This is a genomic window from Syntrophus sp. (in: bacteria), from assembly GCF_040768185.1.
Lineage (GTDB): Bacteria > Desulfobacterota > Syntrophia > Syntrophales > Syntrophaceae > Syntrophus > Syntrophus buswellii.
The window spans coordinates 46,818-59,310 of the sequence record NZ_JAXGNC010000007.1 but is presented as its reverse complement, the minus strand read 5'-3'; the positions used below and the strand labels follow the sequence as shown (position 1 = coordinate 59,310).

Below are 12,493 nucleotides of genomic sequence, written 5' to 3'. Positions count from 1 at the left end.
ATGGACCTACATCTCCGGCCGCACCGCTCTGGGAAAGACAAGTGAAAAGGTGGATCCCTTTCCAAAGACGCTCCGGACGATCACCCGCCCCCCCTGAGCTTCAACGGCCCGCTTCACAAAAGCCAGCCCCAGTCCCGATCCTTTCACAGTTTCAGCACCTGCGACGTTCGCCCGGTAGAATTTATCGAAGATCCGGTCCCGGTCCTCGTCCCGGATCCCGTACCCCTTATCAGCCACTTCGATGATGACGGAGTCCGGCCCTTCCGCAACCCGAAGAATCACAGGCCGGTTCGGCGGACTGTACTTGAGGGCGTTCTCGATCAGATTCAAAAGGACCTGCTCGGTGACATCCCGGTCCAGAAGAACGGGAGCCATATCGGCAGGAACCTCGGCAAGGAGCTCGATGCCCTTGCCCTTCGACGCGGGCTGCATCTTGACTCGAGCCTTCCGGACGAGGTCCGGAACGGAAACGGGGGTTTTTTCCATCCGCTCCCGCCCCTCCTCCAGCCGATTGATGTCGAGGAAGGTGTTGACAAATTTGGTCAGCCGCTCCGATTCCTCCAGGACAATGCCGGCATACTGTTTGAGATCCCCCTCCAGACTGCCCGCCAGCAGTTCGCTGAAGCCCTGGATATTGGCCATGGGAGTCCTCAACTCGTGGGAGACGATTGATACGATTTGACCTTTCAGAAGCTCCACTTCCTTGACCTGCGTGATGTCGGTGAGAAGGAACAGGGAGTACGCCTTCTCCGCAACGGGCAGCAGTGAAACGTCCACCTTGAGATATCGCCTTTCCGGCCTGTCGAGAAAGACCGTAATGGCCCCCATCTGAAGCCATTGCTCGAAGGCCGGTTCGCTCGCCTCCTTTTCCAGGACATGGCCGGCCAGATCGGACAGAAAACGATCCCTGGCGTTCAGAAAGATTTCATTTTCCGCACAGAGCCGATGGATATCGCCATTGGCCAGCATCAGCCTTCCATCGGGGTCGAAAACCGCCACGCCGAAGATGTCGCTTAACAGAATCCGATCGGACAGCTCCTTTTCAAAGATCAGTTGATGCGCGATTCCATGAAGGGAAAGGGCCTGCCGCTGAATTCCCCTGGGGGTGAGAAGCCCCGCAATCCCCTCTCTGCCGTAACCCGGCTCATCCTTACCCCCCGCATTTCTCAGGTGCGGCCGGATGGCCGCATAGGTCGCACCGAGACTTTCCGCCGCTGCATGGAGTTTGAGGAGATAGGCCAGAGTCAGGAGAACCAGAAAACTGAGCATGGTTGCAGCCGGCGGGTTCCAGACATGCCAGACGAAAAAAGCGAGGAGGGTGAGCAGGGAATAAATCATCACGGCGGCGATCAGAAGAAGGAGGCAGCTCCCTTCCGTCATTCGGAAAAAAAGGCCATAAAGCAACAGGGCGACCGGAACGCCGATCAACCAGCTTGCCGCCAGGGAAACCACACGGATCTCGTTGCCAAGAAGCAGGTTGTTGACGATATTGGCCTGAACCTCTACACCCGACATACCCATCCGGGTTTCGGCATAGGGGGTTGTGACGCTGTCCACCAGTCCCATGGCTGTAATTCCAACCAGAACGATCCGGCCCCGGAAGTGGTCCTCGGGATAAGCCCCCTGGACAACATCGCAGACAGAAACGCGGGGGATGGTTCCCGGACCGCCTGCGTAATTGATTCTCATGAGATTTTCCTGAAAAATGGTTTTTTCGTCCTCAGGCTCCGGGGGGTGGGCTCCCCGGGAAAGGGAGCGCCCTCCCGCCAGTTCATGGACCATCGAAGCAAACGACGGCAGCAGCCGCCCCTGAAAATAGAGCGTGTGATGTACTTCCCTGGCTACCCCGTCGATCCCCCGTTCAACATGAACGTGTCCCGCAGGAAATGCCGAGAGCGCACGGGCAGGATGCTCAATCATCAGGTCCTCGTTGATCAGGATCGGCAAAACAACCGGAGGGCCTTTTTTCATGGCCTCGGCAAGAAGAGGATCAAGGGGGGAAGGCTCGGACAGGAGGATATCAAAAGCCACAATGCCGGAGGGCTTCATTTTTTCAAGGAGGGAAGCATAGCAGGTTCGTTTCAGGGGCCAGGGTCCGAGTCGGTCAAGCGTCTTCTCATCAACGGCTGCAATGAGAATTTTGTCCAGGGGCCTTTCCGGACCTCGAAAACGAAAGGCGAGATCGTAGAAATAATTGTTCATCCCTTCGAAACAACCGAGATACTCGAGGCCGAGGAGGAGCAGCAGGCATAAAGCAGCCAGAAGAATCTTCCGGATGGGCATCATGGACAGCGGTGCTCTTTCATAAAAGTCATGCCCCGGACAAGAGCTTCATGACCCTTGACGGCAGACCACGGAAGACTGAAAGCCTGCATTTCGCCAAAGATCGGAGCCCTGATCGACGGCAGGAAGCGATTTTCCGGTCCCCTTCTTCCGGGTAGCCTTAAAGGGTAAAAAGCAGAAGCAAAAGAAATAGACCGGTTCCACTCCCAATCCCAATCCATTCGGGCGGAAACCGGTTCTGGATGGCGAAACTCTGCGGCCGGGAAAAACTGCCGGTTTTGCCGCTTCCGTCGACGGAAGCGATCCGGACAAAGTAGGTTCCGGATTCCTTCGGTTTTCTGACCGATATCTCCGGCCCGTCCACCTTCTCATCGACCAGGATCTCTTGGAATCGATCGTCCCTGGCTATCTGAACATGATACTTGAAGCCTTCGCCCGCACTCCTTGACCTCAGGGTGATCATGCCGTCAGAGAAATCCGGCCAGGCGCCGGAGGATGCCTGCGGCGGGCAGGGTGCGGGAATCGCCACTGGATCGGACCAGCCTCCCGGACTGTCGTCCCTGGCAACGGAACGAATCCGGAACGAATAGGGCTTGTTTTCCAGTCCCTCAGCCCTGAATGACACGGCCGCCAGATCGGGCCTGTCCACGACAGGATTCCGGAAATCCCCGTCCTCGCTGATCTGAAGGTGATATCGTGCCGCGTCCGCGACAGACAACCACTCCAGGGTCACCGCCTTTTCTCCACCCCGGCGCTCACACCCGGAGGTAAGAAGCATCGGGGGAAGAGGATTTTCCCGGATTGTGAAAGGGAACGCTTCGGAGGGAACGCCTTCCAGGCCGATCGGATCGATGCTCTGAGTCAGGAGAAAATAGGAACCGTCGTCAAGACCGCTCATGGTCACGCGCTCGCCGCGTCTGACCTCGCGTTCCCACACCAGCTGCTTCCCCTGCTCATCCTTCGCAACCATCACGCGATAGGCTTGGGCGCCGCCGACAGAGGCGAGCGAAATGACCGGCGCCGTGTTGTAAAGAGATTCCAGGCCCAGGGGGTTCGGCGCAAGCAGGAGTTTCCGCGGGGGCAGCGGCCTGGCCGGGTTCTTTATTCTGGCGCCTTCACCCTGCGCCAGGTTGATGACCTTTGTGGCCGTATCGACGGTGACGCGGCTCTTGAGGACTTCCACACAGGTTTCATGCTCCTTGTCCACGGTGACCCGGAATTCCGTTCCTCGAACCGACGCAATCGCCGTCGGGGTGTGGATGCGAAATCGGGATGATCGCCCCATGACCGACTGGACTTTTGCTGTCACCCGCCCGGCGCTGAGGAAAAAATCGCGCAGCAGTCGGGATGTCCTGGTCTTCCAGGCTTCGATGATCGTTACCTCCGTGTGGGACCGAAGCAATAAACTGCTGCCGTCCTCATATTTGATTTCCACGGCGCCGTCCCGTCCGGTCCTCAGGTTGCTCCGGGGAGGAATATGATCCCCGGCTTTCAGGCTTATCCAGTCCCCTTTTCCTCTCAGCTGCATGCGGGCTTCTCCCTGCACCAGGGCCACACAACCTTTCAGGGGCGTCATGTTCCGGGAGGGAACAGGCTTCCCGGAATATCGACTGCCTTTAAGCCTTTTTTTCGTGCTGGAACAAACCCGGACCTTCCGATCAGCCGGCGTTCCACTGCTGTGGCCGGACTTGCTGAAGTTGCGGGAATCTTTACGGCAACCTGTATCTGGTATCTGATCGTCCTGGGTAGAGCGTTCTGCGGATGAAGACTTCATGCCGGCACTGCCGTTTGTCGGCTGGGCAACAAAGAAAAGGAGAACCATCAGAATAAGAGCACACTTTTTCATTGTACACTCCATAAATTAACTTTTTTATTCAACTTAAATAAGGAGTCAGAGATACCCGAGATCTGCATACTTGTCAAAGGAAATCAACCGATCCAAATGCCCTGCAGCATCATCTTACCGGACCGACAAAAACGAGACCTCGTTCATTCCCCGCTACAGGCTGTGGCCTAGGATCGTCATACCGAGAGGAAAGGGAACAAGCCTGAGATGGTTGCGGCAGACGGGAAGAAATGCCGCGGAGGAGGGCGGAGTTCACCGGAAACGTTCATGGCGGGGGCGTTTTTATGTCCATGGAGTCCATTTCATCGCCTGGAACTCTCCAACGGGCCTGATATGGCCGCCTCGCTTCCGGGAATCCCGCGTAAAGCGGATCATCCGAGCACAGAAAGCCTCTCCCCGGTTAAGCGGGCCGGTGCCGGAAATTGAAACCCGAAAAAACCGCCATGATCAGCCGCATCCACCGGTGGGGAGGCTTGAAGTGAGCAGAAATCCCTTCCGTCCCCCGCATTCGACGAAATCGATCCGGATAGGTCTTGCCTTATCGAGAAGGTCCCTGTTGATCGCAAAGGCGATGTTCCGGACCGTGACCGTCAGATCCTTTTCCCCGGGCTCGTCAATAACCATCGCCAACCCGGGCCCCAGGGCATTCTGCCTCAGGATCCGGATGGTGGAGGACCCGGTCCGGTTTTCCAGAAACTGCCTGATCGCCGCGTCGGCTTTTTCCGTCACGTCCAGAATCATCATGTTGTTATGCCTCATGGAAATGGAGCGTTGCGATGCATGGCCTTCTCCAGGATAACGTTCTTTCGCGCCAATGCACTACTCCAGTATGGCACACAGTTCGTCGACGGCCTTGGCCAGCCCGACCGAAGCCGCTCTCGAAAGAACGGCATTTCCCACCGTGACTCTCAGAATTCCCCTGGCATCTAAAACAGGGAGATCGAATCGACATTCACATAAAGCAGCGTCCGCTTCCAACAAGCGACTCCTCCCATCGGTATGGAACCATTCCCTCCTTTCTTTACGAAGCTTGAAAATGGACAAGGTGATGAAAGTTGCAGGTTGAACGCGCTTCGGCGATTGCCGGAACAATCTTCCCGGCGGCGGCAACAGGATTCAACTAAAACGGGGGCCATTCCCCTCGGAGCAACGGAACAGTTATCAACCTAAATCATTCATCGTGTCAACTGTTTTTGTTTTTCAAAACGCAGACATCCGGTGCATCCGCCGGTGGCTCCGGGGCGTGCCGCGACCGGAAACGGGAGGTTCTCGAGGCAAAACGGGAGCGCCATGGCGCTGGATCGGCAGAAGCGGATACCTGGATCAACGGCTGTCCGGAGCCTCTGATGCCGGTCCGAAAGCGGAAAGGCAGGGCCGGTGAAGGGTCCTGCCTTTCTTTATGAAGCGGTCAGGGCGATTGGAAAAGCACGCCCATTCCCATTTGAGCCCCCTTCCGGCGGCCTTCAGGGCACCTTGAAGTTGAAGCTGTGGCACTGGCTGCGGGAGTCTTCGCTCCGGGCATGCTGGTGGTGGCAGAGGTTGCAGTCCGGCTTCCTCCCGGAATGTCCTGATCCCTGAGGGGTTAACCCCACGGCTTTTCTTTCGCCGCGTTCGTTCCGGCAATGCGCCCGAAGACGACGCAGTCGGTCATGGCCACACTGCCGAGGCGCACAGCCCCGTGAACCCCGCCGGTGACCTCTCCGGCGGCGTAAAGCCCCTTGATCGGCTCCATGCCAAAGCCCGTGACCTGTGCATTCTGGTCGATCACCAATCCGCCCATGGTGTGGTGGACGCGGGGCCATAGCCTGGCGACGTAGAAAGGCGGGGTCTCCGACGCTTTGGCTTCGGGGAAGATCATGCAGCCGAAGTCATCGTCCTTTTTCTTGTCGACGAAGGCGTTCCAGCGCTTGACTTCCGTCTGGAAGGCGTCAGCGGGGATGTTGTAACTTTTCGCGATTTCCTCGAGGGTGTCGAATTTCTTGATCGCACCGGCCTCCATGCCTTTCTTCAGGGCGATTGGGAATACCTGCTTGTTTACGGCATAGGAGTCACCGAAAATGATGACAGGATGCCCGATGAGGATGATCGCATCGGCCCGCTCCTTCCGGTTCCCCGTTTCCTTGAAGAAGCGCTTGCCAGTCCCGGGGTCGATCATGGGTCCATAGCCGACGAGCCTTTCGCAGAAGAGGGGGACGTGGCCGAATCCCTTCTCATCGGGACTGGTCCAGGGGCCGAGTTGGATCCAGTCCATCTGGACGTCCATGGCGCCTGCCATGCAGGCCGCCAGCAGAGCCTCGCCCGTGGCGCCGGGTTGGTTGGTGGAGTCAAAGCGGTCCGTAAGGCGGGGGTCATGCACCTGGCGCAGACGGACGTCCTGTGAGAAGCCGCCCGAGCACAGGACCACGGCCCTGCCGGCCTTGATAAAAGCTGTCTTTCCGGTTTTGTCATCGGGGAAGCGATATCCTTTGAGCACTTCCAGACCGACAATCCTTCCTTCCCTGTTCGACAGCAGCCGCACGAGCTTGGTGCGCATTTCGAACTTTACCCCGAGGGACCGGGCCTTGACCATCATCTTGTTGACCAGCTCGGACCCGGAGGCATTGGCGGTCTGCACGGACCGCTTCACCGAGTGGCCGCCGTGAAAGTTGAGCCTCGTGAAGCTGGCGCCCACATAGTTCTCGCACCACTCGAGGGTTGCGTTGGACTGGTCGGCGACCATCCTGGCCAGTTCGGGGTGATTCAGATAGGAACCGGCCTTCATCATGTCCTTGAGCATGAGCTCGGCGGAGTCCTGGATTCCCGCTTCCTTCTGCATTTTGTTTCCTGCGGCGGCAAAATCCCCGCCGTTGATGATCGAGTTGCCGCCATGAACCGGCATTTTTTCGATCACGATCACGTTTGCGCCGCCGTTGCGCGCCTCGATGGCGGCGGCAAGTCCGGCGAATCCGCTTCCCACCACGACCACGTCCGTGGTCTGATCCCATTTGGCGGGCAGTTCTCCTCCCGCGGCGGCGGCATCACGCCCCGGAATGGCAACGCTGCCCATAGCCATTCCGGCCACGGCAGCCGCTCCTCCCACCGTCTTCATAAAATCCCGCCGCGATACGCTTTGGGCTCGCTTTGACGCTTCGCTCATGGTCCACCTCCATAGGTTAAGGTTATTTGCAGCCGCGGCGGAAAGCTCCTTTGGTTGAGCGTGGAGTGCGGGCAGCCCACGCTGGCATAGCGGGGCTTGGCTTGCGGGTCTTTCCACAGCACCGGATCATTTTTCTTGGTGGTGACCAAACCGGCCATGCCGGGGCAATGCTTACGCCGGAACCCAGGGCCTCGACAAAATTCCTTCGACTTGGTTCCATATGTACCCACCTAAGGTTGTGTGCCGATCAAAAGCGGCTTCTTGTTCGATCGGCACAGTGCTGGAATGAATGCCTGCATATTCAGGCAAATCATCGGGGTACTCTGTCAAATGGCCGCTGTCCTTCCAGTGGTCACCCGGCTGCCGGATCGGACGAGCCCCTGCGCTGTCATGGACATGATCATACTTGCGTTTGATAAAGAACCTGATTTTTCCGATGGTAAAATATAGGAAATTCCTGATTATGTGTCAATAAAATTGAAGAGGATCTACCCGGTCGATGGTCCATCCCTGCTTCCGAGTTTCCCTCAGCCGTTCTTCTTCTCAGCCGGATCGTTCTCTTTTCGACGCTTTTCCATCACAGCGAAATATTCTTCATAGTGTTTCAGAATCGCATGTTCGTACTCTCTGACGCTGTTGGGGGGAATGTAATTGACTTCCCCCAACTGGCTCACCAGGTACTGAGCGGTCTCCTTATCGGGAATTTTCCCCTCCTTGTAAGCATGTTGAAAAATAGCGTTCAAACCCGTCACATTGACCTTGGATCCATCGGGAAAGAATACGGCACGGTATTCCTGGGGTTCTCCCGGTCATCAAAAACAGGGACCTAAAGTGATTTGTGGTGACATGTCAAACCTCCTGATTAATTAATGGTTATTTTTCTGGTGGTTTTCTTGCGGCGGCACGTCTGCAAAAAGCTCTGCCGCAGCCAGGAGACCCGCCTGAATAATGAGTCTCTCCGGAATTTCCTCAAAGGTGTTGCCCCCGATGATCAGGGTTCGGCACTCCGAATCGGTACAGACCCCGCAGCAGGGGCTCTGCCCCACGGAAGCTCCGACCCACTCCTCCAGGGGTTTTTCTCCAACCCAGATGCGGTTGGATTGAAGAGGATCCCGGGAAAACATGGGAAAGTTGAGGGCTTCCATTTTCAAGATCACCTCAATGCCCAGTTCGGCCAGGGATTTTTTCAGCTTGCCGACCGCGCTTTGAACGGTTTCACCGGTGATGCCACAGCGAGGGCAAGTCCGATCCTCCCCGTCAACAAGCCTTTTCCAGCGGATCGTTATGGCTTTCATCATAACCTCAAACTATCATTATCATTCATTAGACGCGCAGAAAACGATCGCGGAAGAAGAGACCCGACACGACCGACCGGATAGCCATAAGTCATCCACAGCATTGCTTACGGACACGATAGAATTTCTGTTCAAGAAGCCATTCATTGATGAGTCCTGTTGCGCAACCAACGCCGGCATCGACAAAGAGAGCATGGACAGGGCAATTCCTGGCACAGGCGCCGCACTCCATGCATGCATTGAAGTTAATTATCCGAGCCTTTCTCCCTGCGAGTGAAAAGACCTGGTGCGGACAGACCTCCAGACACCTGCCACAACCAACGCATTTTTCCGTATCCAACGCCAGTGTTGACACATTGCGCAAATAGCTGAAATTTTTCATAAGAACCCCAGATTCACAGCAATGTTCCCGCCAATACAGAGATGGCACTCAAGGCAAAAGCAATTCCCATAGCCGGCATTGCAGCCCGCATTTCCTTTTTGACCCCCGAGCGCGAAGTGTAGGGGGTGCATCCGGTGAAATTTAGCGCGTAAAAGGCGCTCACTGCCGGTAGGGCAAGAAAGGCAGCGACGGTCATCGGTCCGCTCCAGTCTCTCCCCCCGGCAAGAAGATAGAAGGCTGCCATCCATGCAAATCCTGTCAGAGCTCCCTTGAAGGAAAAACTCCTGCCGGGCAGCCAGGGAAGAAGCATCGGCACAATGGCAACACCGGAAATCACTGCGCCTAGATAGGCGTAGACCGTCACGAGGCCATTCTTAGGTGCCTGCAACAGTGCCGCTATGATAAACAGCGCTGCTGCCACAACAATGGTTGGCTTGAGGGCCTGCACCAATTCCACGGGGATAAGCACAGCTCGTTCCCGTAGGGTAAAAGTCTGCTCCCGCATTTCAGACGTTGTCATCATGCCGTTGTCCAGGTATGCCGGAATATCTTCAGCCCGGATGGCCGCGTACCGGATGCTGAAACCGGTTCGTCTTGTCACTTCGTAAGCCGCCACCCCCGGAGCCCCAAGGATCGGCAGAATGAGACGGCGGTGGGTGACCACCATTGCCAGATTGGACAAGTCGATGCGCCGCACCAGCTCTTCCGTGCTGAAGGTGCCTTTTCCCGCCGCACACCACACATTGATGCCATAGGTCTCAAGGACGAGAAGCCAGACATTTCGTCCTCCCAGGACGCTGCGGACGATGTCATAACTCATTTTGTAGTTGGCTGTTACCAGCACCGGATCATCCGCTGTCGGGGCGCCGATCGCATAAAGGCCCGGCGGCACCATATAGTTCATCCGACCGATACTCCACCGGGCCTTCCAACGGCCGAAATGGTCTGTAAAGGCAAGCGTCGTGGCAATCTGCGGAACCCGTCCCACTCCGGTCGTCAGCCATCTGATGAAACCGGGAACATTCTCATTTATTTCCCCACCGCCGGCAGAGGTTGGGGGACCTCAGCAGGGAGGTTTGTCGGAGTAAGCCCCTCCCGCTGAGCTTAAGCCTATCGGTGCCAGTTTCAACTGCATCTTATCGATTGTTTTCAGAGACATTTTGTCATTGAGTCCCACGGCCATGCCTATCTCCGGCGTCTGGCGCCCTTAAAAACGTTCCGAGGCTTTTCTTTCTGATGCCTCCGTAGTAAAAAAATCAATCTTCTCACCCTATAGTTGATTAGATCAACCATTTCCGGAGAAATGATTTCCCTCCGGTATACAGCAGGTTTCCCGCTGCGAACTTTCGCTAATTCCCTTCCGCTCTGAAGCCCGAACAAAGGCGCTGAGGCTGATGATGAGGATTTCCCGCATGTCCGGGTCTATGACCGCCAGAATCTCCTGCATTTTAGCCATCAGCAGATCCTCAATCCGGTTCAGAAGCGTTCGGCCTTCTTCCGTAAGAGTGACACAGCAGATCCGTCCGTCTTTCCTGTCCTGCTGACGATTCGCCAGCCCCTTGTCTTCCAGGCGTTTGGCGATGCGGGTTGCACCGCTCTTCGTAACCGCCGCACTTCTTGCGATATCCTGCATGGTGCAGCTATTCTGATGCAACGCAACCTGCAAGGCGCGAAACTCACCGTGGGAGATATTTTCGTTACAGCATCGGCCCTCAATGCTCTGCATCCCGAAGGCGTATGTTATATTTTCAATCAATCCGATTAGTTGTCTTGCTTCAGATTCGATCAATACCTTTCTCTCCGCAGTGAAGCATCCCAACATCAAGGTGCGTTTTACTGTCTGAAAGATTTTTTCTCAGAATTAGTTGCGTTTGTCAACTATAATTGAACTGCTGAAAGAAGCTGGATAGTTTTAACTTGACAAGGAAGAGTCAAGCCCAATATATTACTCAAAAAGAATATGGAGCGTTCCTTTATGAAAGAATTTCTGAAAGTGACCAAGGCCCTATCCGATCCCAATCGGGTTAAGGTGCTGAAGATGCTGCAGCACAAGGTCATGTGCGTCTGCGAGATCCAGGCCGCGTTGGGCATCGCCCAACCAACGGCCTCCAAACATCTGAAAATTCTTGAAGAAGCCGGGCTGGTTAATTCCCGGCGGGATGGGCAGTGGGTGAATTACTATCCCGCAGACGGGAAGAACAGCCCCTATGCCGCGACAATGCTGGGCAACCTGCTCCATTGGTTAGAGGATGACGAGGATGTACACCAGCTTATCGAGAAAATCCCCTGTATTCGCCGTGAAGAGATTCTTTGCCGGCGTTGAGGATGCCTGTAGGCAGGTTGCGAGATATATTACCAAATGGAAATATGATTCCATGTTTATCCGATGCGATGATTGATCTCTCTGAAACCAGATTCGCGGCGCACCTATTCTGAAAAAAGGAGGCACTATGGCACACGCAGCGGTGGAGCGACTTTCTTTTTTAGACCGGTTTTTAACCCTCTGGATTTTTCTGGCTATGTTTATCGGCGTAACTGGAGGGTACCTCTACCCCGGCATCCGGGACATCATCAACCTTTTTCAGGTCGAAACAACCAACATCCCCATTGCCATCGGGCTGATCCTGATGATGTACCCGCCCCTGGCTAAGGTGAAATACGAAAAACTGGGGCAGGTCTTTTCCAACGGCAAGGTTCTATTGCTTTCGCTCGTTCAGAACTGGATCATCGGTCCGATTCTCATGTTTCTGCTCGCAATTACTTTTCTCTCCAACTATCACAGCTACATGGTGGGTCTGATCCTCATCGGCCTGGCCCGCTGCATCGCCATGGTCATCGTCTGGAACGACCTGGCAGACGGCGATCGGGAATACTGTGCAGGCCTGGTAGCCTTTAATTCGATCTTCCAGGTCCTGTTCTTCTCCTTGTATGCCTACCTTTTCATCACAATTCTTCCCACCTGGATCGGTCTAAAAGGGGCAGTCGTTGATATCTCGATTGGACAAATCGCCCGGAGCGTTTTCATCTATCTGGGAATTCCCTTTATCGCCGGGATTATCTCCCGGTTCGTCGGCCTGAAGACAAAGGGGCAGGTTTGGTACGAAGAGACGTTCATCCCGAAGATCAGTCCCATCACTTTGATTGCCCTGCTCTTTACAATCCTCGTCATGTTCTCCCTCAAGGGAGAGTACATCGTTGAACTGCCCATGGATGTGATTCGGATCGCCCTTCCCCTGCTGATTTACTTTGTGGCGATGTTTTTCGTGTCTTTCTACCTGTCAAAGAAAGTGGGGGCCACCTACGAAGAGTCCACAACCCTCAGCTTCACGGCCGCCTCGAACAACTTCGAACTGGCCATCGCCGTAGCCATTTCCGTTTTCGGAATCAATTCGGGAGAGGCCTTTGCCTGCGTCATCGGTCCACTGCTGGAGGTTCCCGTTCTCATTTTTCTGGTGAACGTGGCTCTCTGGTTCAAAAAGAAATACTTCCCCTACGCCAAGGAAACTCCCACGGGAATCTGTCATGTTTCCTGTAGCGACTAACCGCCTGGG

General features: G+C 55.5%; 12 protein-coding genes. 2 read left to right on the top strand and 10 right to left on the bottom strand.

Annotation, left to right across the window (positions count from 1 at the left end; all coding sequences use genetic code 11):
- Window positions 1–6: 6 nt before the first annotated feature.
- The 10 genes from AB3175_RS08515 to AB3175_RS08470 all read right to left on the bottom strand — a co-directional run bounded on the left by AB3175_RS08515 (window position 7) and on the right by AB3175_RS08470 (window position 10,668).
- Entirely contained in the window at window positions 7–2,286 is a 2,280-nt protein-coding gene (locus tag AB3175_RS08515) for a CHASE2 domain-containing protein (RefSeq protein WP_367360518.1), read from the bottom strand.
- A 157-nt stretch (window positions 2,287–2,443) separates the two neighbouring features.
- The gene (locus tag AB3175_RS08510) at window positions 2,444–4,129 is read right to left on the bottom strand and encodes a FecR domain-containing protein (RefSeq protein ID WP_367360517.1); all 1,686 of its coding nucleotides are present in this window, start codon (window positions 4,127–4,129) and stop codon (window positions 2,444–2,446) included.
- Window positions 4,130–4,576: 447 nt separating this feature from the next.
- The gene (locus AB3175_RS08505; protein WP_367360516.1) at window positions 4,577–4,873 is read right to left on the bottom strand and encodes a HesB-like (seleno)protein; all 297 of its coding nucleotides are present in this window, start codon (window positions 4,871–4,873) and stop codon (window positions 4,577–4,579) included.
- Window positions 4,874–4,948: 75 nt separating this feature from the next.
- Window positions 4,949–5,110 (bottom strand): hypothetical protein, encoded by a 162-nt coding sequence (locus AB3175_RS08500; protein WP_367360515.1) that lies wholly within the window; start codon window positions 5,108–5,110, stop codon window positions 4,949–4,951.
- Window positions 5,111–5,711: 601 nt separating this feature from the next.
- Window positions 5,712–7,265: a flavocytochrome c gene (locus AB3175_RS08495; RefSeq protein ID WP_367360514.1), complete on the bottom strand. Its 1,554-nt coding sequence runs from the start codon at window positions 7,263–7,265 to the stop codon at window positions 5,712–5,714.
- A gap of 527 nt (window positions 7,266–7,792) precedes the next feature.
- Window positions 7,793–8,008, bottom strand: a complete 216-nt coding sequence (locus AB3175_RS08490; protein ID WP_367360513.1) for a hypothetical protein — start codon at window positions 8,006–8,008, stop codon at window positions 7,793–7,795.
- Window positions 8,009–8,131: 123 nt separating this feature from the next.
- The gene (locus AB3175_RS08485) at window positions 8,132–8,563 is read right to left on the bottom strand and encodes a DUF2703 domain-containing protein (protein ID WP_367360512.1); all 432 of its coding nucleotides are present in this window, start codon (window positions 8,561–8,563) and stop codon (window positions 8,132–8,134) included.
- Between the two features lie 88 nt (window positions 8,564–8,651).
- Complete coding sequence (hgcB, locus tag AB3175_RS08480) at window positions 8,652–8,942, bottom strand: mercury methylation ferredoxin HgcB (RefSeq protein WP_367360511.1); 291 nt, start codon at window positions 8,940–8,942, stop codon at window positions 8,652–8,654.
- 13 nt (window positions 8,943–8,955) lie between these two features.
- The gene (gene hgcA / locus AB3175_RS08475) at window positions 8,956–10,077 is read right to left on the bottom strand and encodes a mercury methylation corrinoid protein HgcA (protein WP_367360613.1); all 1,122 of its coding nucleotides are present in this window, start codon (window positions 10,075–10,077) and stop codon (window positions 8,956–8,958) included.
- A gap of 150 nt (window positions 10,078–10,227) precedes the next feature.
- On the bottom strand, window positions 10,228–10,668 hold the full coding sequence (locus tag AB3175_RS08470) for a MarR family winged helix-turn-helix transcriptional regulator (RefSeq protein ID WP_367360612.1): 441 nt from the start codon (window positions 10,666–10,668) through the stop codon (window positions 10,228–10,230).
- Between the two features lie 249 nt (window positions 10,669–10,917).
- Here AB3175_RS08470 and AB3175_RS08465 point away from each other — a divergent pair, with 249 nt between their 5' ends.
- Complete coding sequence (locus tag AB3175_RS08465) at window positions 10,918–11,265, top strand: ArsR/SmtB family transcription factor (RefSeq protein ID WP_367360510.1); 348 nt, start codon at window positions 10,918–10,920, stop codon at window positions 11,263–11,265.
- A 127-nt stretch (window positions 11,266–11,392) separates the two neighbouring features.
- Window positions 11,393–12,484: an ACR3 family arsenite efflux transporter gene (gene arsB, locus AB3175_RS08460; protein ID WP_367360509.1), complete on the top strand. Its 1,092-nt coding sequence runs from the start codon at window positions 11,393–11,395 to the stop codon at window positions 12,482–12,484.
- The last annotated feature ends 9 nt before the right edge of the window (window positions 12,485–12,493 follow it).

Excerpts from the sequence above, each read along its gene's own strand:
- AB3175_RS08515 (WP_367360518.1), bottom strand. The coding sequence starts at position 2,286 with ATGATGCCCATCCGGAAGATTCTTCTGGCTGCTTTATGCCTGCTGCTC.
- AB3175_RS08510 (WP_367360517.1), bottom strand. The coding sequence starts at position 4,129 with ATGAAAAAGTGTGCTCTTATTCTGATGGTTCTCCTTTTCTTTGTTGCC.
- AB3175_RS08505 (WP_367360516.1), bottom strand. The coding sequence starts at position 4,873 with ATGATGATTCTGGACGTGACGGAAAAAGCCGACGCGGCGATCAGGCAG.
- AB3175_RS08495 (WP_367360514.1), bottom strand. The coding sequence starts at position 7,265 with ATGAGCGAAGCGTCAAAGCGAGCCCAAAGCGTATCGCGGCGGGATTTT.
- AB3175_RS08485 (WP_367360512.1), bottom strand. The coding sequence starts at position 8,563 with ATGATGAAAGCCATAACGATCCGCTGGAAAAGGCTTGTTGACGGGGAG.
- hgcB (WP_367360511.1), bottom strand. The coding sequence starts at position 8,942 with ATGAAAAATTTCAGCTATTTGCGCAATGTGTCAACACTGGCGTTGGAT.
- AB3175_RS08470 (WP_367360612.1), bottom strand. The coding sequence starts at position 10,668 with ATGCAGAGCATTGAGGGCCGATGCTGTAACGAAAATATCTCCCACGGT.
- AB3175_RS08465 (WP_367360510.1), top strand. The coding sequence starts at position 10,918 with ATGAAAGAATTTCTGAAAGTGACCAAGGCCCTATCCGATCCCAATCGG.
- arsB (WP_367360509.1), top strand. The coding sequence starts at position 11,393 with ATGGCACACGCAGCGGTGGAGCGACTTTCTTTTTTAGACCGGTTTTTA.